This is a genomic window from Sphingomonas sp. P3_C6, from assembly GCF_056402595.1.
Map to the genome: position 1 here is coordinate 76,076 of NZ_JBFUHB010000006.1, position 23,640 is coordinate 99,715.

The following is a 23,640-nucleotide window of genomic DNA, read 5'->3' on the forward strand; positions in this document are numbered from 1 at the left end:
TAGAAATGCGCAGGCCATCGCTTCGTTCCGGAACGGGCGCGCGGGGCAGGGGTTGAGGGAGCCCGACCAAAGGAGTTCCGACATGGCCGATCTTTCGCAAGTGCACGTCCTGATCCTCGCCACCGACGGGTTCGAGCAGTCCGAATTGTTCGAACCGCGCCAGGCGTTGCTCGATGCCGGCGCGCAGGTGACCCTGGCCTCGCTCGGTACCGATCCGATCCAGGGGATGAGGCATGACGAAAAGGGCGACACGATCACGCCCGATCTCGTGCTGAATGCGGTCGATACCGAAGATTATACCGCGCTGCTGCTGCCCGGCGGCGTCGCCAATCCGGACCGGCTGCGCATGGACGACCGCGCGGTCGAGATCGTCGAGGAATTCGCCGATGACGGCAAGCTGATCGCGGCGATCTGCCATGCGCCCTGGCTGCTGATCGAGGCGGACGTGGTCGACGGGGTTCGCATGACGAGTTGGCCATCGGTGCGCACCGACCTCGCCAATGCCGGCGCGACGGTGGTCGATGAGGAGGTGGTGCGCGACGGGCAGTTCATCACCAGCCGCAAGCCGGACGATATTCCCGCGTTCAACCGGGCGCTGACCGCCGCGCTGGAAGAAGAAATGGTGGAGGCCTGATCGCTCCTCCCCGGAACGGGGAGGGGGACCGCCCGCCCTCTTCAGGCGGGTGGTGGAGGGGCTCTCCCAAGCGCAACGCTTGCGGAAGCCCCCCTCCCTGTGCCGGGGAGGCGCAGGGCGTTCACCCATTTCTGCGCGGGTCGCTCGACCAGATGATAAAGCCCCACCGAACTCGCGAGCACTAGCACCAGATACAGCGCCACCAGCAGCGGCGGGATGGCGTTTGCATCGCTGACGAACGCCAGTTTGAACACCACGAACAGCAGGAAATGGCCGAGATAGGTCGCGTAGCTGATCTCGCCTAGATAATGCAGCACCCCGACTTCCAGCATATTGCCGCGCTTGCCCGAGGTGAGGGCGAGCACCAGCAGGATCGCAGCGAAGGCGGCCGGCACCGCCAGCGTTTCGGAGAGCGCGCCGACGGCCCAGCCGCTCAGCATCAGCGTCGCAACACCGACGGATGCCCAGACAGGCAGCGACGGCGCATCGCGCCACCGCACCCAGAGCGCAGCGACGGCAGTGCCCGAGGCGAACTCGAGCACGCAGCGCCTTAGGCCGAAACGCGCAATGTCATGACCGAGATTGGCGGTGCCGCCATCGGCCATCACCGCGTGGAGCAGGATCAGCAGGGCTGTGATCGCGGCCAGCACACCCCAGCTAGGCACGCGCCGCCAGTCGATCGCCAGCGCCAGCAGCGGGAAGAGCAGATAGGCGCCAAGCTCGGCGCTGATCGACCAGCTCGGGTCGTTCCAGGCGAGCTGGCTCGTGAAGCCCCAATTCTGCAGCAGCAGGATGTGCAGCGGCAGCTCGCCAAACGGATAATCGACCGGGTTGGCCCGCCCGGTCGCGGCCAGCAGCAGGGCGAGCCCGACCGCGCAGCCGAGCATGAACAGATGCAGCGGCCAGATTCGCGCGATGCGCTTCTGCAGGAATTGCGGCACCGCGCGCCAACCGCCTTTGCGCAGGCGTTCCCCCCAGGTCAGCCAGATGACGAAGCCGGAGAGCAGGAAGAAGAAATCGACCGCGAGATAGCCTTTGGCGAAGACCGCAACCCAATCGGGCGAGAAGCCCGCGATCGACAGGCGGATATGATAGAGCACGACGAACCACGCCGCGATGCCGCGCACGCTGGTCAGGGCGCGCAATTCCGCCGGGCCGGTCGCGCTCATGACGTGGCGGGTTCGAGCGGCACCGGCCGCACCTTCTTCATCGGCCGCCACGCCAGCTCGCTGCGCTTGCGCGCCAGATAGGTGTCGAGCCCGATCTGCGCGCCGATCAGCATATAGACGAAGGGCTGGAACGCGATGGCGATGAACGCCGCGCCGAGCAGATAGACGATATGCGCGGATTGAAGCGCCCCGGCGAGCGGGGTGACCCAGGCCTGGTCGGGCGGCGCCTTGCGATAGCGCTGGCGGATCACCTCCATGCGGACGATGCCGATCAGGTTGATCATCAGCCAGATGGCAAGGCCGGGATAGCCCTGCTCGCCCAGCATCTCGAAATAGGCGCTGTGGAAGGCGCGGGCCTTGTCGACCGTCAGTTTCTTGTCGACCGTGCTGTTCGACGCATCGCCCTCGACCTTCTCGGTGTCGTAGCGGATCTGGTTCTGGCGATACATTTCGAAACCGCCGCCGAACGGATGCTCCTTCGCGTAGTCCCAGGTCCATTTCCACACCGCGAGCCGGGTCGAGGCGGATTCGTCTGCCTTGTAGGTCTTGATCGTGCTCATGCGGTCGGTGAAGGTCGACGGCAGGAACGGCACGGCGGCAAGCCCGATCACGCCGAGAATGCCGAGATACAGCACCTTGCGCTTCGTATCGCGCAGCATCAGCACCGCGACCAGGCCAATGCAGAGCAGGCCGGTGCGGGTCGAGGTGCCGATCGGGATGAGCAGGCACGAAAAGACCAGCGCGGCGCAGAAGCCTTTCACCTTCCAGTCAGGCGGGAAGATCGTGCCGTGCTTCGCGAACCACAGGATCAGCGGGATGATCGCGATTGCCACGGTGGAGATGGTGCTGCCTTCGTAGAGCCCTGAATTGTTCGAGACCATCAGGTTGAGCGAACCATATCCGCCGCCGCCAGAGGCGAGCGTCTTGATGCCGCCGACGATGATGATCGAGCTGGCCGACAGGATCATGAACAGCAGTAGCGATTCGATGCGCAACTTGGTGCGCAGGGTCAGCGGCAGGAAGGCGGCGAAGGCCAGCGCCTTCCACACCCAGTCCCATTTATCGAGCGCCTCCAGCGGGAAATCGGCGGTGCGCGTGGTGATCCCGCAATAGAGCAGCAGCGCGAGGATCAGGAGCTGGCGCGGTGCGACCCGGCTGTCCTTCTTGTTGTCGATCACTGCCCAGGACAGCACACACATCGCCACGGCAAGCAGGGAGATCGGCACCGAGTTGAGCAGCACATAGGTCAGTCGCTGCGGCGAGACGATGTCGATATAGACATAGACCAGCACGAACAGGAACGGCCGGCGGAAACCACCGGCGAAGAACACCCCGAGAAAAGCGACGAAGACGAGATCACGCACCCGGGCGGTCTCCGGCCTTGGGTGCCGGAGGTGAGTCCTGCGGACCGGGCTCCTTGTCGAGATCGGGGCGGCGCAGCAGGAACCAGGCGGCGAGCAGCATCAGGCCATGGCTGACGGCAAGCGCGAAATTGTCGATCATGCCCTTCGTCCTTATCCAGCCAACGTTGAAGGGGTGGGATAACCGCCCCGGGTTGAGGCTCCGTTAAGCAGTGGCGTGGCAAGGAAACGCCATGCGCATTCTCCACATCCTCGATCATGGCCTGCCCCTGCAAAGCGGGTACACCTTCCGCACGCGTGCCATCCTGAAGAGCCAGATGCGGCGCGGCTGGGAGGTTGCGGCCGTCACCGGCCCGCGTCATGGCAAGAGCGCGGTGGCGGCGGAGACGGTCGACGGCATCGATTTCCACCGCACCACGGCGCCTGGGCAATGGCCGAGCCCGTTTGGGGAACTGCGCGAGATCGGCGCCTTTGCGAAGCGGATCGACGCGGTGGTCGAGGAATTCCGGCCCGACATCCTCCATGCGCATTCGCCCGTGCTCGACGCCGTTGCCGGCCTGCGCGTCGCGAAGAAACGCAAGTTGCCATTCGTCTATGAGATCCGCGCCTTCTGGGAGGATGCAGCGGTCGGCAACGGCACCGGGCGCGAGGGATCGCCGCGCTACCGCGCCACCCGCGCGCTCGAAACATGGGCGGTGCGCAAGGCCGATGCGGTCGCGGTGATCTGCGAGGGCCTGCGCCGCGATCTGGTGGCGCGCGGTATCGACCAGTCGAAGATCTTCGTGTCGCCCAACGGCGTCGACCTGGAGATGTTCGGCGCGCCCTTGCCTTATGACCGGGCCCTCGCCGAGTCGCTCGGCCTCCAGGATGCCGAGGTGATCGGCTTCATCGGCAGCTTCTACGATTATGAGGGGCTCGACGATCTTATTGCGGCGATGCCGATGCTGGTCGCGGCGCGGCCAAAGGCGCATCTGCTGCTGGTCGGCGGCGGGCCGATGGAGGAGGCGCTGCGGGCGCAGGCGGCGGCATCCATCGTGTCGGGCCATATCCGTTTTATCGGCCGCGTGCCGCATGCCGAGGTCGATCGTTATTACAGCCTGACCGACATCCTCGCTTATCCGCGCAAGCGCATGCGGCTGACCGATCTTGTCACCCCGCTGAAACCGCTGGAGGCGATGGCGCAGCGCCGCCTCGTCGCCGCTTCCGATGTCGGCGGGCACCGCGAGCTGATCCGCGACGGCGAGACCGGCACGCTTTTCCCACCCGGCGACCCCGCTGCGATGGCGAAGAGCCTCGCCGGCCTGCTCGCCGATCGCAGCGTATGGGATGCGCGGCGGGAACGGGGACAAGCCTTTGTCGAAACGGAGAGAAATTGGTCGGTGAATGTCGGGCGTTACGCTCCCGTTTACCAAAAACTTACCGAAACCATGGCATCCGGTAACGCATGGTCGACTCCCCCCGCCGTCAACGCCTGAACCTCCCCGTCGCGCCGCTCGTCGCGGCAGTGATCGGCGGAGTCATCGCGCTCGCCTTCGCGCTGATCCCCACCGGGCTGCTCGAAGATCTCGTTATCGATAGCGGCATCGCCGCGGTCGTCGCGGCTGCGGAACCGCCGCTTGGCGTCACTGCCCGCGCGGTACTGATTCTGGCGGCCGGCGGCGGCGCTGCGCTGATCGCGTGGTTCGGCCTGTTCCTGCTGATGGGCGACCGCGCCATCGTCGTGCAGAAATCCAATATGGCCTCGGGTGAGGAAGCTGCACCCGTGCTGCGCCGCGCCGATGCCCATCCCGATGCGCCCGCGCGCCGGCCGCTCTCGGCCAATCGCGAGCTCGGCACGCCTTTCCTGGAAGTACGGGCGCATCGCCCGGTTCACGCCAGGGCTGAAGAATCGATCATCGATGCGGAATTCGAGGACCTGCCCGCCGAGGAGCCGGTTACCGAGCGTGCACTTCCCGTCGATCTCGACATGCCGCTCGCCGCCTATGATCCCGACGCCATTCCCGAAGAGCCGGCCGAATGGGCCCCGCAGGCGCCGCCGCTGCACACGCCGCGCCAGCAGGTGTTCGACCCCGGTGAGCGTTTCGAGACGTTCGAACTGACGCCGCTGATCCGCCGGACTACGCCGGCAGAGATCATCGAGCCCGAGCCCGAACTCGAACGGGAAATGGCGCCTGCGCCGCCCGCGATTCAGATCCGCGCGCCGATCAAACTCGTCGCTCCGAAGCCGGCACCCGAGCCCGAGCCGCCATTGCCTGACCCTGTCGTCGAAACGATCCACGCGGTGGAGCCGGTCTATGCGCCGGCCCCGATCGCACCGCCCGAGCCGACGCCCGCATTCGCGCCGACCGAGGCACGGGCGTCGCAGCCGGCGCCGACACCGGTTTATGTTCCGGTGCCGATCGTCGTACCCCAGCCGATGCCCGGCTTCGCGCCGACCCCGGCCAGCGATCCGGCACAGTTCTTCCGCACCAAAAGCCCGTTCCGCGCCGAGACGGCCACTGCCCAGCACCGGTCCTTTGCTCCGTCGCGGCCGCGTGCCTCGGCGCGGGTTGAGATGGATCCGTCGGCCAGCATCCATGCGCTGCTCGACCGGCTGGAGCGCGGTGTCGGCCGTCGCGAGACCGTCGCGCTGCCGCCGCCCTTGCCGCAGAATGAGGATTCGCTGCACGAGGCACTGGTCACGCTGCGCCGCCTCGCCGCACGCGCTTAAGTCCATTCCTCGACGGTCAGCGCCTCGATCGCGATCGTCGCCACGCCACTGGCGCGGGAAACGCCGGTAACCACGATATCGGCGACCAGATGGCGCCGCAGCGGTAGGTCGGCCTCTGGCAATCCATTGAGCCACGCGTCGAGCGCCGCCGATTCGCGCGCCTCCAGGCTCAGTTCGTGCCGGGCACCGGCAAAGGTCGCGCTGGCCCACCGTGTCCAGGTCGAATCGATCACGCGCGCCGGGCAGCCCGCCCGTAGCGAATCGGCCTCGAGTCTGCGCAGGAGCAGGGTGTCGGCATCGGGGCCCCGGCTCATCGTTCGTTCCCCTGCGCCAGGAACGCCTCGATCCGCGCGACTACGCGTTGGCCTGGTTCACGGCCCTTGCGCATGTCACCGACGAGTCGCGGATCGTTGACCGCGAGGCGGCCGAACCGCGTCGGCGGCATCTCCGTCTTCCGTAGATAACGTTCGATCTTTCCCAGCACCGACATTGCAACCCTTCCCGAGTCCCTTCATTGTGTTCATGGTCTGTTCCGAAATTTCCAACTTGTCTAGGAATTTTCCTATGCTATTGGAACAGGAATGGAGGCGACCGATCCTCGCATGGCCCTGGATCGCCTCGTCGAGGCGAGTGGGGAGAGCTATGCGGCGCTCTCCCGCATGCTCGGCCGTAACGCCGCGTATCTTCAGCAATATGTGAAGCGCGGCACGCCGCGCCTGCTGCCGGAGCGCGACCGAAAGCTGCTCGCCGGCTATTTCCGGGTGAGCGAGGTTTTGCTGGGCGGACCCGAGGCACCGGTGGCGCCTGCGGTCGCCCAGGTTCGCCGGCTGGATATCGCTGCCTCGGCCGGGCCGGGGGGGCTGGCGGAGGATGATCGGTTGCTCGGCAGCGAGATGTTCGACCCGCGCGTGCTTGCCTCGCTCAGCGTGCGGGCTGACGAAAGCGCGGTATTGCGCGCGCAGGGCGATTCCATGTCGCCGACCATCGAAGACGGCGACAGCATGCTGATCGACGAGAGCGACAGGCGGATCGTGTCGCGGGGCGGCATCTTCGTCATCCGGATGGACGGCGTGCTGATGGTGAAACGCGTGGCGAAGGCGGGCGAGCGGATCGCCGTCACCAGCGACAATGCCGACTTCCCGCCCATACCCTTGCGCGAACCCGGGGAGATCGAGGTGCTCGGTCGCGTCGTATGGCTGTCGCGGGCACTGCGCTGATCGACGATGCGGTTGGGCCTATGCCCGCAGGTTGAATCGCCACATCGCGATCGACACCGCGACACCTATCCCGGTGCCGATCAGCAATCCCGGGATCGCCTCGTACATCAATTGACCGATCACGGCGCCGCCGATGGCACCAAAGGCGATCAGGGCGCCGCCGGCGAGCGGGGTGCGGGTGGGTGGTTTGCTGGCCATGTCCCGCCTCTGCCATGTCCCGCCGCAGGACGCCAGCGTCCCGCCATGGGATAGGTGGGGCGGTCCCGGAACCGCCGTTTACCAACAGGACCCGCCACCATGGGCGATTTCCCCGAAGTGGCATGCGGCTTGAAGGTCCTGGCGCGGGTCGTTCCAGGGAGTCTCGATGTCACTCATGCCATATCTCGCCGATCGTGGCGAAGTCGTCGATGCCACCACCTTGATGGCGCTGTTCGGCGACGATGCCGGACTCGAAGCGGCGGCGCGTGCCGATGAGAGCCGCGACGTCGGCAATTATCTCCATTTCTGCCGCTGGCGGCAGATCGAGCGGCTGATCCTTCTCCTCTCGGCTGAAAGCGCCATCGGCACGGTTCATTGACGCGGCGCGCCTAGCCACTGTCACTGGCGGAAATAGCCCGCTAGGACTGTGCAATGTTGCTTACGGTCGGTCGGCAAGGCGCACTGCTGTGCGTCGCCGCGGGTTTCTTTGTCTGTACCGCTTCCTGTGCCCTTGCGCAGGACAGAGGGGCGACGACCGCGCTACCGCCGCCCTCATCGCTCCCTTCGTCGCCTCCTTCGTCCGACCCCGCACCCCGGTCTTCCGGGCTCGATCCGCAATCGCCGCTTGCCGCGATGCCGGGCCTCGGCGTCGACTGGCCCGATCTCGACGCAGCCCCGCCCGAGCCGGTCGACCCCGCCGCGCAGACCGAGATGAGCGGGGAGTCGCGCTACAGCTACCGCATCGACGGCATCGATTCGGTCACCAGCAATTTGCTGCACCAGCGCTTCATCGGCCTTTCCACCCTGGACGCGCATGACGGCGAACCGGCCAACGCGGCACAGCTGGATCGCCGCGCGCGGGAGGATTCGACGCTGCTGGTCGAATTGCTCCGCGCCGAGGGCTATTATGACGCGCGGGTCTCGACCCGGGTCGAGCGGACCGCCGGCCGGCCGGTGGTGGTGCTCGATGCCGAACCGGGCGTGGTCTACAAATTCCAGGGAGTCACCCTCGCCGGGGTCGGCGCGGCTGGCGACAAGGAACCGGGGTTGCGCGAGGCGTTCGGGCTGAAGCCCGACGATGTGGTCAATGCCGACAAGGTCGCGGCAAGCGAGGCGCAGCTGCGCACCGCGATCGGCGAACAGGGCTTCCCCTTTGCCGAGGTGGGCGAGCCCGAGATCGTCGTCGACCATGCTACTCACACCGCGACGCTCGCGATGACGGTCCAGCCAGGCGGCGAGAAAAAATTCGGCACGGTGACCATAGCGGCCGACAACAAGGTGTTCGATGCGGAGCACATTCTGGAGATCGCGCGCTTCAGGCCGGGCGAGCCCTATAATGCCGCATCGCTCGACGATCTGCGCCGCGCCTTGATCCAGACCAGCCTGGTGTCGACCGTCGAGATCAAGCCGGTGCAGAGCGCTGACCCCAATGTGGTCGACATCAATGTCGTGCTCGCGCCCGCGCCGCCACGCACCATCGCGGGCGAGATCGGTTACGGCACGGGCGAAGGCGCGCGGGCCGAGGTGAGCTGGACTCACCGCAACCTGTTCCCGCCCGAAGGCGCGCTGACCCTGCGTGGGGTGCTCGGCACCAAGGAACAGCTCGCCAGCGTCGTGTTCCGCCGCAACAATTTCCAGGGGCGCGACCGGGTGCTGACCGGGCAGGTCGTCGCCTCCAACCTGACGCGCGATGCCTATCAGGCCCGGACCTTCTCGGTCTCGGGTAGCCTGGAACGCCAGACCAACATCTTTTTCCAGAAGAAATGGACCTGGTCGCTCGGTGCCGAACTGGCCGCGTCGGACGAGCGCGACGTGATCGTCTCTACCGGTGCGCCGCGGCGGCGGACCTTCTTCATCGGCGCCCTGCCGACCAACCTTACCTATGACGGGTCGGACGATCTGCTCAATCCGACCAAGGGTTTCCGCCTGGGCGGGCGCCTGTCGCCGGAAGTCTCGCTCGAAGGCAAGGTGTTCGGCTACGCCCGGCTTCAGCTCGACGCCAGCGCCTATCAGTCGGTCAGCGACCGGATCGTGATGGCCGGACGCGTGCGGCTCGGCACGATCGCCGGCGCGCCGCGTGACGCGATCGCGCCATCGCGGCGTTTCTATGCCGGCGGCGGCGCCTCGGTGCGCGGCTATGGCTATCAGAGCATCGGGCCGCGCGATCCGAACAACGACCCGATCGGCGGGCGGAGCCTGACCGAATTCTCGGTCGAGGCGCGGGTGAAGGCGTTCGGCAATTTCGGCGTGGTGCCGTTCCTCGACGGCGGCAATATCTACACGACGCCGCTGCCCAAATTCACCCAGTTCCGCTTCGGCACCGGCATCGGCGTGCGCTATTATTCGAGCTTCGGGCCGATCCGCATCGATGTCGGCACGCCGATCAACCGCCAGCCCGGGGATTCGCGCGTGGCCGTCTATGTCTCGCTGGGGCAGGCATTTTGACCGACGACGCTGCGCCCCCCCAGGAGGCCGAGGCGGCACCTGCCGCCGCTTTCACGAAGCCCCGCCGCCGTTGGTGGCGGTGGCCGGTCGGCGTGTTGCTGGGCATCGTCGCCTTGTTGCTGGTCGGGCTGGCGGTGCTCGACACGAGCATCGGCCATCGCTGGGTGGCGGATCGCATCGCCGCGCTTCGCCCGTCCAACGGCCTGCGCTACAGCGTCGGACGGATCGAGGGGTCGCTCTTCTCCAGGGCGCGCCTGATCGACGTCCGCATCTCCGATCCCAAGGGCCTGATCTTCACCGCACCACGTGCGGAACTGAGTTGGGTGCCCTTTGCCTGGCTCGACAACCGGCTGCACATCCGCAGCCTCGTCATCCCGCGCGCGACGCTCGCCAAGCTCCCCCAGACGATCCGTACCGGCAAGGCCGGGCCGCTGCTGCCCGACTTCGACATCCGGATCGGCGAGCTTCGCGTCGATCGGCTCGCGGTGTCGCCGAAGATCACCGGCGTGGCGCGGACCGGACGGCTGGCGGGGCGGGCCGAGATCCATGCCGGCCGGGCGCTCGTCGATCTCGATGCGATGGTCGCCGGCAGCGATACCTTGACCCTGAAAATCGACGCCGAGCCCGATCGCAACAAGTTCGACGCCGACATCCATGCCCGCGGCGCCTCGAACGGCGTGCTGGCGAAGCTCGCCGGCTTCGCGCGCCCGGTCGCGCTCGACATATCGGGTGACGGTACCTGGGCTATTTGGAAGGGCATGGCACGGGCCGATATCGGCGATGTCCGCCTGATCGATCTCGCGCTGAACAATCGTTCGGGCACCTATGCGCTGAGCGGCACGCTCAACCCGGCGCCGCTTTCCAAGGGCAAGCTGCAGCGGCTGACGACGCCGCGCGTCACCGTCACCGGCGCGGCGACCCTGGCCGACCGGCGGCTCGACGGGACGCTCAATCTGCGCTCGGCCGCGCTGGCGGTCGATGCGGTGGGCGTGATCGACCTGGGGCAGGGCGCGTATCGCAACCTGCGCCTCCATGCCCGGCTGCTCCAGCCAAAGGCGTTGTTCCCCAATATGAGCGGTCGCGGGATAGAGCTGCGTGCGATCCTCGACGGCGTCTTCGCCACCGCCCATTTCGACTATCGCCTGACCGCCGATCGCTTCGCCTTCGACCAGACCGGTTTTGACGTCGCGCGCGCCGGTGGCGCCGGCAATTTTTCGAAACAGCCGATCAAACTGCCAGTCCGCTTCACCGCGAAGCGGGTGACCGGCGTCGGCGACGTGGCGGGCGGCATCTTGCGCAATCTCAGCCTGGACGGCGTGCTGCGCATCACCAGCAAGTTCGTCACCGGCGACGATCTCCGGCTGAAGTCGGACAAGCTGACCGGGCGGATCAACCTGATCCTCGACCTCGCGACCGGCAAGTTCGAGGTGGGCATCAACGGCGCCCTGGGGAGGTACCTGATCCCCGGCCTCGGCATCGTCGACGTCAAATCCACCCTGCGCGTCGTGCCGGGCCCGGGCGGCCATGGCACGCGCGTCGTCGGCACCGGCTCGGCGCAGATGGTGCGGCTCGACAATGCCTTTTTCCGCTCGCTCACCAGTGGCCTGCCCAAGATCACCACCGGTCTGGAACGCACGCCCGACGGCATTCTCCATCTCAACAACCTCGTCCTGACATCGCCGTCGCTTCGGCTGGCGGGCAATGGTTTCCGGCGGCGCGACGGGACCTTCCATTTCGAGGGGCGCGGCACGCAGGCGACCTATGGGCCGCTGACCCTCAAGCTCGACGGCAGGATCGAACGGCCGACGCTCGACCTGGTGTTCGAACGTCCCAACGAGGCGATGGGGCTGAGCGATGTCGTGGCGCATCTCGACCCGACGGCGCAGGGCTTCGCCTTCACCGCGCGGGGCGGTTCGCGGCTGGGGCCTTTCGACGGCAAGGGCCAGATCCTGTTGCCGTCGGGCGGTGGTGGCTCGATACAGATCGACGAGCTGCATGTCAGCGGCACCACCGCGAACGGGACCCTGGCGATCGTCGATGGCGGTTTCGACGGGCGGCTGGCGATGGCGGGCGGCGGATTCTCAGGCGAATTGTTGTTCAGGCCGGTCGGCACGATTCAGCGGATCGAGGCGCATATCGCGCTGACTGCGGCGAAGCTGGCCGACAACATCACCCTGCGGCGCGGGCGGATCGATGCGGTCATGCTGCTCGATCCGGCGGGGACATCGATCGAGGCGACGGCGACAGGGGCCGGGCTCAGGCGCGGCACGCTCTCGCTCGGGCGGTTCGCCGCCAATGTCTCGCTGCGCGGCGGGCGGGGCCAGATCCGCGCCTCGATCGCCGGGTCGCGCGGCCGGGCCTTCGACATCCAGACGGTCACCGAAGTGACGCCCGACAGCTTTGCCGTATCGGCGCAGGGCACGCTCGACCGCCGGCCGATCCAGCTCGTCACGCCGGCGGTCTTCACCCGTGATGGTGACGGCTGGCGCCTCGCGCCGACCAAGTTGAGTTTTGCCGGGGGCGATGCGCAGGTCGCCGGGCGCTTTACCGCCGCGTCCAGCGCGGTCGACGCGACCCTGTCGCGCATGCCCTTGTCGATCCTCGATATCGGCTATCCCGGCCTCGGCCTTGGCGGCACCGCCTCGGGCAAGCTGTCCTTCGCGCAGGGCGGGGGATCGGCACCGACCGGGCGGATCGACATGACGGTGCGCGGGTTGACCCGGTCGGGGCTGATCCTGTCGTCGCAGCCGGTCGATGTCGGCATCGCCGGTATCCTGCAGCCCGGCAAGGCGGCGGCACGCGCGGTGGCCAGGAGTGGCGGCAAGACGGTGGGCCGGGCCCAGGCGCAACTCACCCTGTCGGGATCGGGCGATCTCCCGAGCCAGGTCGCCAATGCCGGGCTGTTTGCGCAGCTTCGCTATGACGGGCCGGCCGATACGCTGTGGCGGCTGACCGGCATGGAGCTGTTCGACCTCACCGGCCCGGTCGCCATCGGCGCCGATCTCGGCGGCAAGCTCAACGATCCGCAGATCCGCGGCGTGGTCGAGGCGAAGAATGCGCGGATCGAAAGCGGCGTGACCGGCACGCTGCTCACCAATGTCCAGGCCACCGGACGCTTCGGCGGATCGCGGCTGGTGATCGACAGGTTCGCGGCGGATGCCGGCAAGGGCGGGCGCGTCACCGGCACCGGCACCTTCGATCTGGCGGCGGCCAATGGCTTCGGCATCGATCTCGCGGTCCAGGCCCAGAATGCGGTGATGATCAACCGCGACGATATCGGTGCGACCGTCACCGGGCCGCTGACCATCAAGTCGGACGGGCAGGGTGGTGTGATCGGCGGCGACCTGCTGCTCAACAAGAGCCGCTACCGGCTCGGCCAGGCAAGCGCGGTAAGCGCGGTGCCGCAACTCAACATCCGCGAGATCAACCTGCCCGGCGGAGTCGAGGAAGACGAGATACCGCGCAAGCCCTGGCGGCTCGCGATCAAGGCGCGGGCGCCCGATCAGCTGATGGTCAGTGGGCTGGGTCTCACCAGCGAATGGTCGGCCAACCTGCAGATCGGTGGTGCGCCCGACAATCCGGCGATCACCGGCCAGGCCGACCTTATCCGCGGCGATTATGAATTTGCCGGCCGCCAGTTCGAGCTCGAACGCGGGCGGATCCGGTTTGCCGGCGAAGTGCCGGCCAATCCTTCGCTGGATATCGCCGCCAACGCTGACTCGACCGGGCTCAGCGCGACGATCCGGGTCACTGGTTTCGCGCAGAAGCCGGACATCAGCTTCACCAGCACGCCCGCGATGCCGGAAGACGAATTGCTGTCGCGCCTGCTGTTCGGCACCTCGATCACCAATTTGTCGGCGCCGGAGGCGCTTCAGCTTGCCGCGGCGGTGGCTGCGTTGCGCGACGGCAAGGGCGGGCTCAACCCGATCAACGCGGTGCGCCGCGCGGCGGGGCTGGACCGGCTGCGCATCCTGCCCGCCGATCCCCAGACCGGTGCCGGCACTTCGGTGGCTGCGGGGAAATATGTCACCCGGCGGCTATTCGCCGAGATCATCACCGACGGTGCGGGCTATTCGGCCACCCAGGTCGAATTCCAGGTGACCCGCTGGCTGTCGATCCTGTCGAGCATCTCCACGCTCGGCCGGCAGAGCGCGAACCTTCGTGTATCGAAGGATTATTGAGCGGGGTTCGACCAGACGTCGAGTGACAGGCCCGGGATGTGCCGGAAATCGGTGGCGTCGATGGGGCCCGTCGTCGCACCCTGTCCATACGCCTATATCCTTCTCCAACATGTGTCGCGCAACGGACACTCTGGTTCCCCCGCGAGTTCTCCTCTCATTCCACCAACGCATGAGGCCGCATGACACTCCCCCAGATGCTATCGATCGCCACGCTCGCGGGGATGATGGCGCTCTTCATCTGGGGACGATTTCGCTACGATGTGACGGCGATCATCGCGCTGCTGGCCGCCCTCGCGCTCGGCATCGTCAAGCCCAAGGAAGCGTTCAGCGGCTTTTCCGACGACATCGTCATCATCGTCGGCTCGGCGCTGGTCATGTCGGCGGCGGTGCAGCGTTCGGGCGTTATCGAGATCGCGCTCGCCTTCGTGTCGAAACGGGTGAAGCGGGTGCGCTCGCAATTGCTGGTGTTGACCGCCTCGGTCGGAATCGCCTCGGCGCTGGTCAAGAATGTCGGTGCGCTGGCGATGCTGATGCCCGCTGCCTTCTCGATGGCGAAGAAGAACAACACCAGTCCTTCCGTCTTCCTGATGCCGATGTCGTTCGCGTCGTTGCTCGGTGGGCTGATGACGCTGGTCGGCACCTCGCCCAACATCATCGTCAGCCGCGTGCGCGAGGACATGACGGGCGAGCCGTTCCGCATGTTCGACTATTTCCCGACCGGCTTCGGCCTGCTGGTGGTCGGGCTGATCTTCCTGCGCTTCGCCTATCGCCTCCAGCCGCGCGACCGCCGCGCCGCACCGACCATGGGCGAGGCGCTGGACATCAAGGGCTATGTCACCGAGGCGAGCCTGGTCGAGGGCTCGCCGGCGGTGGGGCAGACGGTCGGCGATTTCATCGAACGGCACGAGCAACAGGTGACGATCACTGCGCTGGTACGCGACGGCATGCGCAGCCTGCCGCTCCGCGATACCGAACTGCGCGAGGGCGACATGCTGATCCTTGGCGGCGACCCTGACGCACTCGAACGGGTGATCGCCGGCGACCGGCTCGCGCTCGAGGGCGAGCAGCGCGAGGTGCCCCAGGGAAGCGAGAAAGACGAGACCGGCGTGATCGAGGCAGTGGTGTCCGCCACCTCGATACTGGTCGGGCGGACGGCCGGGCAGTTGCTGCTCCAGCAGCGCTTCGGGGTTAACCTGATCGCGGTGTCGCGCGCCGGCGAGCGGCTGACCAAACGGATCGGCGAGACGACGCTGAATGCCGGCGACGTGATCGTGCTGCAGGGGCCGCTCGGCCTGTTGCCGGAACGACTGCGCGATCTGGGCGCGCTGCCGTTGGCCGAACGTTCGCTCAGGCTGGGCAATTCCAATCGCGGATGGCTGGCGATCGCGATTCTCGCGGTGGCCATGACGGCGACGGCGAGTGGGTATGTCCCGGTCGCGGTCGCCTTTTTCGCGGCGGCGGGGCTGGTCATGGCGACGGGCGTGCTGCCGGTGCGCGAGGCCTATGACAATGTCGAATGGCCGATCCTCATCATGCTCGGCGCGCTGATCCCGGTCAGCGATTCCCTGCGCACCACCGGCGCGTCGGACGTGATCGCGACCTGGCTCGCCGGCGTGGGGGCGACCCTGCCGCCCTGGGGTGCGGTGGCGTTGATCCTGGTCGCGGCGATGGCGGTGACGCCGTTCCTCAACAATGCGGCAACCGTGCTGGTGATGGCCCCGATCGCAGCGGTCTTCGCGCATGACCTCGGCTACCGGCCCGAGGCATTCCTGATCGCGACGGCGATGGGGGCGGGGTGCGATTTCCTCACTCCGATCGGTCACCAGTGCAATACCTTGGTCTTCGGACCGGGTGGGTACCGGTTCAGCGATTATGCGCGGCTGGGGGCGCCCTTATCGCTGCTGGTGGTGCTGGTTGGCACGCCGTTGGTGCTGTGGACCTGGCCGCTGCACTGAGGGCGACCGCTCATCCCCGGTCGGGCTGAGCTTTTCGAAGCACCGTACCTTCTTCTCGGCCCGACAGGCCCGGCCCAAACGGGGAGAGGTGGTTCTATTGGTGAAAACCATACGGTTGGTACCCAGGAGCCAGAGTCGTGAACGACCGGGTCTGGTGGAATACGGCGGGTCCGCGTTACCGCTGTATGGCGGCGAGGATCGGCACGGTCTTGGCGTGAAAGCGCGGGTCCTCGCTGAGCTTCTCGCAGATCGTTGCGACAGCTTGTTTCATTCGTGCGGGCGCGTCTGGGAGCTGGAAAGCAAATTCGGCGGCGTAGGTGTCCGAGTTGAGGAGGCGAATTATCAACGTCTGAGCCCACCACGGACAAGTCTCGGTGAGCACCGGTAAAGCCGTCAATAGACCGGTTACGTACGCGGCTCCCTGAAATGACTCGGCAGTGTGAAGTATCGACCACATGCCGTCTTGGTCGCCATTCTCGTTCAGAAGCGCCAAGATTGGCGAGATGATACACGGGTCTGAGTGCGAGATCAGGGGCAATAGCGCGTCATCTATCTCGACCGCCGTTCCGCCCTCGGCCACGATCCGACCCAGATTGTTTAGTTCATCCTTCAGCATTGGCCTAATCTGCGCTGACTATTGAATGACGGCAACTAGGGCGGCTTACGCCGGGTAGTCATTCATCTGATTTGCGGTCCGGCCGCTTTCAGGCGGTGCCGTCGCCGCGTCGGGAGACAAACGGTTAGACCTCGTGCTTAGTTGCCGTTCGTCATCACCATCACTCGACGAGCGTCGGCAGCTATGACATCCAACATGCGGTGCGACCGTTGGTCATTCGCGCGCCGAACGTCATTTAACGTCTTTATCATGACGTCGCTCGGCGGGCCAGCGGTCCGCCGCTCTCTCCCATTAAGACGTGGAAGTTCAAAAAGGACGACTATCGCCCCATCAACAACAATTTCTATCAAGTCTCCAGTGTCATCCGGGGTGTCGGCGATGACATGGAAGACGGTACCACCAGGAGAAACGCTATCGACGATCTCCAGTAAATTCCGATGTCCCGATCCACGCAAGTGGGGTTCCGCCCGGGTGAAGCGAATGCCTGTTACATCATCTCGATCGTAAAGGCGTTTCACCACATGATTTTCTCCGCTTAGTCGTGGCTAGCATACTACCGCTCGAACGAGTGGTTGCAATTGGGCGAAGGCTGCCCGGCTGCCTTTCGTCCCGAAAATTGCCAGTCGGCTTTCAGAAGCGGCGCTTCGATCCATGGCGCCGGAACGAGGGAACTGGTAGTTAGCTGCCGTCCCATCCCCGGCTCCGGAGTATGGACTCCTGCAAGGGAGTGAGTTTGCGCCCGTCTTCCCAGATGGCGTTAAAGGATCGACGCCAGTCGATATACGCCATGGAAGTGTGATCGCCATGTTCTGCAAACGTGTAGTGGACACGCAGTGCGACATCGAACGGCCCTTGGTGCGAAATGATATCGGGAGAAAATTGGGGGTTCTGGTGGAGCCAGTCCCGAAAAAGCGCGCTCGACGTTCCTTCGTAGTACTGGAATAAGCGTTGAAGCTCGCCACGCACCTGTTGGTGCAAGTGAGCGACATCCTCGATCGACCAAAAATCATCATCCATGTGCCACGGCCACTTGCTCATGAGCGCGCATTGTACGCGATCTCGGAATGACCGCTACAGCGGCAACTGCGAACTGGCTGTTTGGCTCCACCCGATACCAACCATATGATTTTCCCCACTAGATCCGCGCCGCCACCGCCTCCGCCAGCCGCGCGGGAAGCTCGGGCTCCATATGCGGGTAGAGATCCGGCTCGATCGCCTCCAGCTCCATCAGCGCAAGACTGCCATCGGCGATGCGCAACAGATCCACCCGCGCGTACAACGAAGGCTCGGGCAGGGTGCCGATCACCGTCCCCGCCAGCGCCAGTTGCTCGGGCTCCGGCTCGAACCGGCTGAACTGCCCGCCGAATTGCGGCTGGATACGGAAATCGCCCGGTTTGGCCACCTTGCGTACCGCGTGGCTGAACGCGCCGCCGATGAACAGGAAAGACAGTTCGCCCTCATCCGATACGGCAGGCACGAAAGGCTGGATGATCGCATCGTCGAGCGGCTCGATCGCGTCGCCCGGCCTGACCCGCACGGTGCGGAAGCTGCCGCCGGAGACCTGCGGCTTCACCACCAGCTCGTCGGTGCCGAACCGCGCAAAGGCAGCCGCGACGCTTGCATCGTCCGCCCGGCCGAAGCTGCTCGGCACGATTGGAATGCCGGCCGCCTCTAGTTCTAGCAGATAGGTCTTGCGTGTATTCCAGGCGAGCAGGGCAGGGGCGTTGAGCAACCGTTGCTCGACCGGCCAGCCGGCAAGGATCGCCTCCCAGCGCGCGACATCGAGATGATAGCCCCAGGCGAACAGCGCCAGCGTCACGTCGCCTTCACCCGGCCCCTCATCCCAGGGCCGGGTGGCAAGCGTCATGTCGCGCGCCGCAAAGGCGTCGCGATACTGGTCGAGAATCTCCGCCGCCATCGCCCCATAGTCGCTGGCGGTGGCGGGCATCAGCACATCGATCGATCGCATCGGTTCAGGCAGGCTCCCCGACGATGCTCTTCACTTCCATGAAGTCGCTCAGGCCGAATTTGCCGCCCTCTCGACCATTGCCCGACTGCTTGTAGCCGCCGAACGGGCTGCCGCCCTCGGGCGACCAGGAGTTGATCGTGACGAGCCCGGCGCGCAATCGCGGGGCGACCTTGGAGGCAGCGGCCGGATCGCCCGAGATCGTCGCGGACAGGCCATAAGGCGTGTCGTTGGCGATGCGGATCGCCTCGTCCTGCGAGTCATAGGAGGTGATCGTCGCGACCGGGCCGAAGGTTTCCTCCTGCGCGATGCGCATGTCGGGCGTGACGCCGGTGAACAGCGTCGGCTTGATGAAATAGCCGGCGTTGCGCCCGTCCGGCCGCCCGGTCCCGCCGGTGACGAGCGTCGCGCCCTCGTCGATCGCCGACTGGATCAGGCCCTGGATCTTCTCATATTGCGCCTTGTTGACGACCGGGCCGATATGCGCGCCCATCACCGACGGGTCGCCGACCTGCGTCGCCTCCATCATCGTCTTCACGATCTGCGTCGCATCCTCGACCTGCGAGGCATGGACCAGTAGGCGGGTCGGCGCGATGCAGCTCTGGCCAGAATTGGCGAGCACGCCCGACACGGTCGGCGGCAGCACGGCGGCGAGATCGGCACCCTCGAGCACCAGGTTGGGCGCCTTGCCGCCCAGTTCCTGATGGACCCGCTTCACGGTCGCGGCGGCCGCCTGCGCCACGGCGATGCCGGCGCGGGTGGATCCGGTGAAGCTCACCATGTCGACATCCTTGTGGCTCGACAGCGCCGCGCCGACGCCCGGACCGTCGCCATTGACCAGGTTGAACACACCGGCCGGTACGCCGGCCTTTTCCAGCACCTCGGCCAGGATCATCGCGCAGGCGGGCGATTCCTCGCTCGGCTTCAGCACCATGGTGTCGCCGGCGGCGAGGGCGGGGGCGACCTTCGCGCAGATCTGGTTGAGCGGCCAGTTCCACGGGGTGATCATCGCGACGACGCCCAGCGGCTCATGCACCACGCGGGCCCGGCCGACCTTTTCCTCGAACTGGAACGCATTGAGCGCGTTCAGCGTCCCCATGAAATGGCCGAGGCCGGTCGGTGCCTGCGCGGCGGTGGCGAAGCCGATCGGTGCGCCCATCTCCTGGCTGATCGCGGCGGCGAGATCGGGGATACGCGCCTTATATTCCTCGATGATCCGGCCGAGCAGCGCGGCGCGCTCTTCGACGGTTGTTTGGGAGAAGGTCTCGAAGGCGCGGCGGGCCGCGGCGACCGCCTTGTCGACATCGGCGCTGGTGCCGAGCGTGATCTCGGTGCAGGGCTGCTCGGTCGCGGGATCGATTACCTCATGGCGCTTGCCGCCTTCGCTCTCGACCCATGCGCCGTCGATATAGTGCTTGAGGTAACTCTTCATCCTCGCCTCCGATTTTTGAATTTGCGGTACGGTGCTGGCGTCTAGATGGCGGGCAACGCGAAACGTTGCAACCTGAAACGCGATGATTATGTGCGGCCTGTCCCATCAGGAGGTCGAGATATGGCGCGCGTGGCACGGATCGAACGAACGGGCGGTCCCGAGGTGATTCAATGGGGCGATGTCGACCTGCCCGATCCCGGCCCCGGCGAGGTCCGGCTGCGCACCACAGCGGTCGGGCTCAACTATATCGACGTCTATTTCCGCACCGGCCTGTACCCGTCGCCGCTGCCGAGCGGCCTGGGGAGTGAATCGGTCGGCGTCGTAGAGGCGCTGGGGGAGGGCGTAACCGATTTTGCCGTGGGCGACCGGGTCGGCACCTTCGGCCCGCTGCGCGGCGCCTATGCCACCGATCGCAACCTGCCGGCCGCCCAATTGCTGAAGCTCCCCGACGCAGTCGATGATCGCACGGCAGCGGCCTTGCTGCTCAAGGGCTGTACCGCCGAATTCCTGGTCGAACGCTGCGCGAAGGTTCAGGCCGGCCAGACCGTGCTGGTCCATGCCGCCGCGGGTGGTGTCGGTCATATCCTGGTCGGCTGGCTCAAGCATCTCGGCGCGACCGTGATCGGCACCGTCGGCAGCGAGGACAAGGCGGCACAGGCCAGGGCAGCGGGTGCCGACCATGTACTGATCCACAAGCAGGTCGATGTCGCGAAGGAAGTCCGCGCGCTGACCGACGGCAAGGGCGTGCCCGTCGTCCTGGACGGCGTGGGCAAGGCAACCTGGCCGGTGTCGCTCGACTCGGCGGCCCGACGCGGCCTGATCGTCAGCTACGGCAATGCCAGTGGTGCGATCGACGGCGTTGCGCTCGGCGTGCTGGCGGCCAAGGGATCGCTGTTCGTCAGCCGGCCGACCCTGTTCGACTATTATGTCACGCCGGAGGAACGACAGGCGGGCGTCGAGCGCCTGTTCGACCTGCTGGCAAAGGGCGCGATCGTGCCGGAGATCGGCCAGACCTTCGCGCTCGAAGATGCCGCCGACGCCCACCGCGCGCTCGAAGCAGGCGAGACACGCGGCGCCACAATACTGCTCCCCTAATTCCTCCCCGGAACGGGGAGGGGGACCAGCGAAGCTGGTGGAGGGGGGCTTCCCCAAACGCAACGTCGATGGAAGCCCCTCGTGCGGAGGAGCGGCGCGTCACCCCGGATACGGCTTACTCTTCAACAACCCCGCCAGATGCGCCGCATTCCCCGCGACCATCTTCGCCGTCTCCAGCACCTTGTCCGGCGTCTTCTCCAGATCCTTGAAGTCGACATCCCCCATCGCCTCGCCCACCCAGTAGCAGGCGGCGACGGCCGGGATCGTCCAGCCCACGTCGTTCAGCGCCTGGAATATCTGCGACGAGGACATATGCGCCCCGTCCTCATTGCCGACAATCGCGGCGACCGCGACCTTCGAATAGCTCGGCATCCGCCCCTGGTCGTCGGTCTCGCTGAGGAAGGCGTCCATCCGTTCGAGCACGCGCTTGCCCACGCTGCCGACCTGACCCATCCAAATCGGCCCGCCGAAGATCAGGATATCATGCGCCAGGATCTTCTCGCGCAGCGCGGGCCATTCGTCGCCATCGCCTTCGTCCGACGTGACCCCCGGCTTGATGTCGAGCGCGGCGACCCGCACCGTCTCGGTCACATCGACCTTCACCTTGGCAAACGCGTCCTTCAGCACAGCGATCATCGCGTCGGTGGAGGATTCCTGCGACGCGTCGGCCTTGAGCGTGCAGTTGAGGGCGAGCGCGGTAAGCGTCATGTCGGGATTCCTCGTTGGGGGTGTCTGCTGGCAAACGACGGAGGGGCCGGCGTTATCCACCCAGCGCGCGGGCCGACAGCGCGGCGCAATCGGCATCGGTCGCACGCGGGCCCTGATTGCCGCTGATCGAGCGTCCGATCGCCTTGAAGATGTTGCCGATCGACTTGGTGCCCGGTGCAAGGGTCACATCGGGCGACTTGATCGATCCGCCGATCGTCAGCGATCCGGGAAGGCGCAGCACGCTCTTCGCCTTGGGCGCGCCGGTGACGGTAAGGGCGAGGCGTTCTGACGGGAAGCTGATCGTGCCATGGCCGTTCGACTGGCTGCGCGTCGTATCGATCAGGAATGGGTCGGCCGTGCCCACCCCCCGCTTCACCGCGAGGCGGACGACCGCGCACCGCAGGGTCGCGACCTCGTCGCCATCGGTGAGCAGCCCGCGCGCCGCGTCGAAGCCAAGCATAGAGGCGATCTTGGCGGGCAGTACCCCGTCGCGCGCAACCAGTCCGATCGTGCCATCGGAGGCGCCGACCACGTCGCGGATCGTGCTGCCGGTACCGGTGAGGCGGACCCGACCGTCGACACGCCCATCGACCTCTCCGCTGCCTCCGGCGAGCGCGCCGATGCTGCTGCCCGCCAGCGTCAGGTCGACCCTCACCAACGGTTCCTTGCGCCCGCCGCGCTGATCGACCCGCATCGACCCGGTGATCGCGCCGCGATCGAGGTCGAGCCTGAAGTCGGAGACGGTCATCAGCTGATGGTCGATCGCGACGGTGCCACGCATCGCCCGGAGCGACGACGGTGCGGCGCTGATGAGCTGCCGGGCGGTGAAAACAATGGTGCCGTCGGTGCGCGTGATCCGGCGAATGTTGATCCGCGTGTCGGGCACCAGCCGCGGGCCGATCTCCTGGCGTTTGGCGGCCGCTTTCGCTGCGCCGGCACGTGAGGAGAAATCGTCGAAATCGAGCCGGTTGGAGACGACCGCGCCGTCTAATTTGGTCCGTCCATCTACCTTGCGCACGGTGATGCGGCCGGCAATGTCGGACCGGCCGATCAACCCGCTCAGGCTGGTCACCTTCCACACGGTGCCGTCGCGCCGGGCATGCGCCCGCAGCCGCACCGGGCGCGTGCCGAACAGTCCGGCCTCGATGATCGAATCGACGAATTTCAGGTCGTCGGCCCGCGCGGTCACGTCCATGGTCAGCCCGCTCGGGTCGAGCGGCGCGTCCATCGCACCGATCACCGTCATGTCGAGTGCGGGCCCGCGGATCGTCGCCCGGAATGGCCAGCTCTTGCCCTCAGCGCCCTCGACCGCCGGCCCGCGCGCGGTGATGGTCACTGGCTCGCCGCGCACCGTCCCGGTGCCGGCCAGGGTCACGCCGCGCTGCGGGTCGGCGGCGATCTTCGCTGTGAAGGCACGCTCCTGGAAGGCATCGCGATAGGAGATGCTGCTGTTCGCCACGCGCAGGCTCGTCAACGCCAGGGAATCGCCGCCGCCGCCGTCCTGCGCCGGGTCGTTCGGCTTGCTCCAGCTCTTGCGGCGCTGCGCATCGCGCACCAGCACCAGATGCGCGCCGTTCACATCGATCGTGCCGGGGCGGAAACGGCCGAGGAGCAGCGGCAGCACGGGAAAGCGCAGCGTGGCGCTGTCGACCCGGATCAGGTCGCCCTTGCCCGCCCAGCTCGCCTGCGGGATGCGAAGCCCGCGGATCGCGACGGTCGGCGAGAGCGAAAAGGCGTCGAGCCGCTCGACCGACACGATCGTCACCGGCCGCCCGAACCTGTCGCTCAGCCTGGCTTCGATGGTCGATTTGAACAGGCCCCACGGCATCATCGCCAGCGCGATCAGCAGGACGACGAGCAGCGCGATCACGCCGCCGGCGGCGAAATGCAGTCGCCGGTCGGCGAGGACGGTGCGGATGCTCATTGCGGGCAAGGACGAACCGACGGGTGGAT

At 66.5% G+C, this 23,640-nt stretch carries 22 protein-coding genes; 9 read left to right on the forward strand and 13 right to left on the reverse strand.

What is annotated here, in order from left to right; all coding sequences use genetic code 11:
• Positions 1-82 precede the first annotated feature (82 nt).
• Positions 83-634 (forward strand): type 1 glutamine amidotransferase domain-containing protein, encoded by a 552-nt coding sequence (locus AC1DT7_RS09020; protein WP_478035603.1) that lies wholly within the window; start codon positions 83-85, stop codon positions 632-634.
• Positions 635-675: 41 nt separating this feature from the next.
• Here the strand turns inward: AC1DT7_RS09020 and AC1DT7_RS09025 are convergent, their stop codons facing one another.
• Genes AC1DT7_RS09025 through AC1DT7_RS09035 form a run of 3 tightly spaced genes read right to left on the reverse strand, consistent with a single transcriptional unit; the run spans position 676 to position 3,306 of the window.
• The gene (locus AC1DT7_RS09025) at positions 676-1,854 is read right to left on the reverse strand and encodes an acyltransferase family protein (protein WP_478035604.1); all 1,179 of its coding nucleotides are present in this window, start codon (positions 1,852-1,854) and stop codon (positions 676-678) included.
• The gene (locus AC1DT7_RS09030) at positions 1,800-3,167 is read right to left on the reverse strand and encodes a putative O-glycosylation ligase, exosortase A system-associated (RefSeq protein ID WP_478035605.1); all 1,368 of its coding nucleotides are present in this window, start codon (positions 3,165-3,167) and stop codon (positions 1,800-1,802) included. The genes AC1DT7_RS09025 and AC1DT7_RS09030 overlap by 55 nt, the downstream gene beginning before the upstream one ends.
• Positions 3,160-3,306, reverse strand: coding sequence for a hypothetical protein (locus tag AC1DT7_RS09035; RefSeq protein WP_478035606.1), 147 nt, complete (start codon positions 3,304-3,306; stop codon positions 3,160-3,162). Before AC1DT7_RS09035 ends, AC1DT7_RS09030 begins: the two co-directional genes overlap by 8 nt.
• Positions 3,307-3,397: 91 nt before the next feature.
• On the opposite strand from AC1DT7_RS09035, the gene AC1DT7_RS09040 reads away from it, so the two are divergent.
• Together AC1DT7_RS09040 and AC1DT7_RS09045 are read left to right on the forward strand one after the other, a co-directional pair.
• A complete protein-coding gene (locus tag AC1DT7_RS09040; RefSeq protein WP_478035607.1) occupies positions 3,398-4,639 on the forward strand; it encodes a TIGR04063 family PEP-CTERM/XrtA system glycosyltransferase in 1,242 nt (413 codons plus the stop codon).
• Positions 4,609-5,874, forward strand: coding sequence for a hypothetical protein (locus AC1DT7_RS09045; protein WP_478035608.1), 1,266 nt, complete (start codon positions 4,609-4,611; stop codon positions 5,872-5,874). The genes AC1DT7_RS09040 and AC1DT7_RS09045 overlap by 31 nt, the downstream gene beginning before the upstream one ends.
• On the opposite strand, the gene AC1DT7_RS09050 is transcribed toward AC1DT7_RS09045, so the two are convergent.
• Entirely contained in the window at positions 5,871-6,188 is a 318-nt protein-coding gene (locus AC1DT7_RS09050) for a hypothetical protein (protein WP_478035609.1), read from the reverse strand. The two genes, AC1DT7_RS09045 and AC1DT7_RS09050, sit on opposite strands and share 4 nt — an antisense overlap.
• Positions 6,185-6,364 carry a hypothetical protein gene (locus AC1DT7_RS09055; RefSeq protein ID WP_478035610.1) on the reverse strand — a complete coding sequence of 60 codons (180 nt, stop codon included), beginning with the start codon at positions 6,362-6,364 and terminating at the stop codon, positions 6,185-6,187. Before AC1DT7_RS09055 ends, AC1DT7_RS09050 begins: the two co-directional genes overlap by 4 nt.
• A gap of 112 nt (positions 6,365-6,476) precedes the next feature.
• On the opposite strand from AC1DT7_RS09055, the gene AC1DT7_RS09060 reads away from it, so the two are divergent.
• Positions 6,477-7,091, forward strand: a complete 615-nt coding sequence (locus tag AC1DT7_RS09060; RefSeq protein WP_478035611.1) for a S24 family peptidase — start codon at positions 6,477-6,479, stop codon at positions 7,089-7,091.
• Positions 7,092-7,109: 18 nt separating this feature from the next.
• Here the strand turns inward: AC1DT7_RS09060 and AC1DT7_RS09065 are convergent, their stop codons facing one another.
• Positions 7,110-7,289 carry a hypothetical protein gene (locus tag AC1DT7_RS09065; RefSeq protein ID WP_478035612.1) on the reverse strand — a complete coding sequence of 60 codons (180 nt, stop codon included), beginning with the start codon at positions 7,287-7,289 and terminating at the stop codon, positions 7,110-7,112.
• A 166-nt stretch (positions 7,290-7,455) separates the two neighbouring features.
• Between AC1DT7_RS09065 and AC1DT7_RS09070 the strand changes: the two genes are divergently transcribed.
• From AC1DT7_RS09070 to AC1DT7_RS09085, 4 genes are all read left to right on the forward strand, one after another.
• A complete protein-coding gene (locus AC1DT7_RS09070) occupies positions 7,456-7,668 on the forward strand; it encodes a hypothetical protein (protein ID WP_478035613.1) in 213 nt (70 codons plus the stop codon).
• Between the two features lie 53 nt (positions 7,669-7,721).
• Positions 7,722-9,734, forward strand: coding sequence for an autotransporter assembly complex protein TamA (locus tag AC1DT7_RS09075; protein ID WP_478035614.1), 2,013 nt, complete (start codon positions 7,722-7,724; stop codon positions 9,732-9,734).
• Positions 9,731-13,915, forward strand: a complete 4,185-nt coding sequence (locus AC1DT7_RS09080) for a translocation/assembly module TamB domain-containing protein (RefSeq protein ID WP_478035615.1) — start codon at positions 9,731-9,733, stop codon at positions 13,913-13,915. Before AC1DT7_RS09075 ends, AC1DT7_RS09080 begins: the two co-directional genes overlap by 4 nt.
• 179 nt (positions 13,916-14,094) lie before the next feature.
• Positions 14,095-15,870, forward strand: coding sequence for an SLC13 family permease (locus AC1DT7_RS09085; protein WP_478035616.1), 1,776 nt, complete (start codon positions 14,095-14,097; stop codon positions 15,868-15,870).
• 175 nt (positions 15,871-16,045) lie between these two features.
• Here AC1DT7_RS09085 and AC1DT7_RS09090 read toward each other — a convergent pair whose 3' ends face one another.
• The 5 genes from AC1DT7_RS09090 to AC1DT7_RS09110 form a co-directional block, all read right to left on the reverse strand.
• Positions 16,046-16,486 (reverse strand): Imm30 family immunity protein, encoded by a 441-nt coding sequence (locus AC1DT7_RS09090; RefSeq protein WP_478035617.1) that lies wholly within the window; start codon positions 16,484-16,486, stop codon positions 16,046-16,048.
• 137 nt (positions 16,487-16,623) lie between these two features.
• Positions 16,624-17,007 (reverse strand): hypothetical protein, encoded by a 384-nt coding sequence (locus AC1DT7_RS09095; protein WP_478035618.1) that lies wholly within the window; start codon positions 17,005-17,007, stop codon positions 16,624-16,626.
• 157 nt (positions 17,008-17,164) lie between these two features.
• A complete protein-coding gene (locus tag AC1DT7_RS09100; RefSeq protein WP_478035619.1) occupies positions 17,165-17,524 on the reverse strand; it encodes a hypothetical protein in 360 nt (119 codons plus the stop codon).
• A gap of 97 nt (positions 17,525-17,621) precedes the next feature.
• A complete protein-coding gene (locus AC1DT7_RS09105) occupies positions 17,622-18,455 on the reverse strand; it encodes an ATP-grasp domain-containing protein (protein ID WP_478035620.1) in 834 nt (277 codons plus the stop codon).
• 4 nt (positions 18,456-18,459) lie between these two features.
• Positions 18,460-19,884 (reverse strand): aldehyde dehydrogenase family protein, encoded by a 1,425-nt coding sequence (locus AC1DT7_RS09110; protein ID WP_478035621.1) that lies wholly within the window; start codon positions 19,882-19,884, stop codon positions 18,460-18,462.
• 120 nt (positions 19,885-20,004) lie between these two features.
• On the opposite strand from AC1DT7_RS09110, the gene AC1DT7_RS09115 reads away from it, so the two are divergent.
• Positions 20,005-20,979: a quinone oxidoreductase family protein gene (locus tag AC1DT7_RS09115; RefSeq protein ID WP_478035622.1), complete on the forward strand. Its 975-nt coding sequence runs from the start codon at positions 20,005-20,007 to the stop codon at positions 20,977-20,979.
• Positions 20,980-21,078: 99 nt separating this feature from the next.
• Here the strand turns inward: AC1DT7_RS09115 and AC1DT7_RS09120 are convergent, their stop codons facing one another.
• Both AC1DT7_RS09120 and AC1DT7_RS09125 read right to left on the reverse strand, forming a co-directional pair.
• Positions 21,079-21,687: a flavodoxin family protein gene (locus AC1DT7_RS09120; protein ID WP_478035623.1), complete on the reverse strand. Its 609-nt coding sequence runs from the start codon at positions 21,685-21,687 to the stop codon at positions 21,079-21,081.
• Positions 21,688-21,739: 52 nt separating this feature from the next.
• Positions 21,740-23,611, reverse strand: a complete 1,872-nt coding sequence (locus AC1DT7_RS09125; RefSeq protein WP_478035624.1) for an AsmA family protein — start codon at positions 23,609-23,611, stop codon at positions 21,740-21,742.
• Positions 23,612-23,640 lie beyond the last annotated feature (29 nt).

What these genes read in the sequence shown, in the direction of transcription:
- AC1DT7_RS09075 (WP_478035614.1), top strand. Translation starts at nt 7,722, where the DNA reads ATGTTGCTTACGGTCGGTCGGCAAGGCGCACTGCTGTGCGTCGCCGCG.
- AC1DT7_RS09055 (WP_478035610.1), bottom strand. Translation starts at nt 6,364, where the DNA reads ATGTCGGTGCTGGGAAAGATCGAACGTTATCTACGGAAGACGGAGATG.
- AC1DT7_RS09045 (WP_478035608.1), top strand. Translation starts at nt 4,609, where the DNA reads ATGGTCGACTCCCCCCGCCGTCAACGCCTGAACCTCCCCGTCGCGCCG.
- AC1DT7_RS09035 (WP_478035606.1), bottom strand. Translation starts at nt 3,306, where the DNA reads ATGATCGACAATTTCGCGCTTGCCGTCAGCCATGGCCTGATGCTGCTC.
- AC1DT7_RS09090 (WP_478035617.1), bottom strand. Translation starts at nt 16,486, where the DNA reads ATGCTGAAGGATGAACTAAACAATCTGGGTCGGATCGTGGCCGAGGGC.
- AC1DT7_RS09065 (WP_478035612.1), bottom strand. Translation starts at nt 7,289, where the DNA reads ATGGCCAGCAAACCACCCACCCGCACCCCGCTCGCCGGCGGCGCCCTG.
- AC1DT7_RS09070 (WP_478035613.1), top strand. Translation starts at nt 7,456, where the DNA reads ATGTCACTCATGCCATATCTCGCCGATCGTGGCGAAGTCGTCGATGCC.
- AC1DT7_RS09050 (WP_478035609.1), bottom strand. Translation starts at nt 6,188, where the DNA reads ATGAGCCGGGGCCCCGATGCCGACACCCTGCTCCTGCGCAGACTCGAG.
- AC1DT7_RS09100 (WP_478035619.1), bottom strand. Translation starts at nt 17,524, where the DNA reads ATGAGCAAGTGGCCGTGGCACATGGATGATGATTTTTGGTCGATCGAG.
- AC1DT7_RS09040 (WP_478035607.1), top strand. Translation starts at nt 3,398, where the DNA reads ATGCGCATTCTCCACATCCTCGATCATGGCCTGCCCCTGCAAAGCGGG.
- AC1DT7_RS09060 (WP_478035611.1), top strand. Translation starts at nt 6,477, where the DNA reads ATGGCCCTGGATCGCCTCGTCGAGGCGAGTGGGGAGAGCTATGCGGCG.
- AC1DT7_RS09020 (WP_478035603.1), top strand. Translation starts at nt 83, where the DNA reads ATGGCCGATCTTTCGCAAGTGCACGTCCTGATCCTCGCCACCGACGGG.
- AC1DT7_RS09085 (WP_478035616.1), top strand. Translation starts at nt 14,095, where the DNA reads ATGACACTCCCCCAGATGCTATCGATCGCCACGCTCGCGGGGATGATG.
- AC1DT7_RS09120 (WP_478035623.1), bottom strand. Translation starts at nt 21,687, where the DNA reads ATGACGCTTACCGCGCTCGCCCTCAACTGCACGCTCAAGGCCGACGCG.
- AC1DT7_RS09105 (WP_478035620.1), bottom strand. Translation starts at nt 18,455, where the DNA reads ATGCGATCGATCGATGTGCTGATGCCCGCCACCGCCAGCGACTATGGG.
- AC1DT7_RS09125 (WP_478035624.1), bottom strand. Translation starts at nt 23,611, where the DNA reads ATGAGCATCCGCACCGTCCTCGCCGACCGGCGACTGCATTTCGCCGCC.
- AC1DT7_RS09110 (WP_478035621.1), bottom strand. Translation starts at nt 19,884, where the DNA reads ATGAAGAGTTACCTCAAGCACTATATCGACGGCGCATGGGTCGAGAGC.
- AC1DT7_RS09115 (WP_478035622.1), top strand. Translation starts at nt 20,005, where the DNA reads ATGGCGCGCGTGGCACGGATCGAACGAACGGGCGGTCCCGAGGTGATT.